Here is a 351-nt window from a genome sequence, read left to right on the forward strand (position 1 = left end):
CGCGGCGGCGTCCACTGCCCTGGTGCGCCTCCACCCGCGCGGCCAGCGCGGCCACGGTGGGCGCCTCGAACAGCACGCGCACCGGGATCCTGGTGTCCAGCGCCGCGCCGAGCCTGGCGACCACCTGCGTGGCGACCAGCGAGTTGCCGCCCAGATCGAAGAAGTCGTCGTCCAAGCCGACGGCGCGTTCGGCCGCGGCCAGTCCGAGCACCGCGGCGAAAATCTCGGCCACGATCTCCTGCACCGGCGTCGCGGGCGCGCGGAACACCTTGGCCTCGAACACCGGTTCCGGCAGCGCCTTGCGGTCCAGCTTGCCCGAGGCGTTCAGCGGGAACTCGTCCAGCACCACAT

Annotated in this window: 1 protein-coding gene; it reads right to left on the bottom strand. The window is 72.6% G+C overall.

All coding sequences use genetic code 11. The annotated features are described in order from the left end of the window. Nucleotides 1-351 (bottom strand): phosphopantetheine-binding protein (locus tag IU459_RS37735; protein WP_195134335.1); only part of this gene is annotated, 351 nt, incomplete at both ends.

Origin of the sequence: Nocardia amamiensis (assembly GCF_015477605.1) — a bacterium.
Taxonomy (GTDB): Bacteria; Actinomycetota; Actinomycetes; order Mycobacteriales; family Mycobacteriaceae; genus Nocardia; species Nocardia amamiensis_A.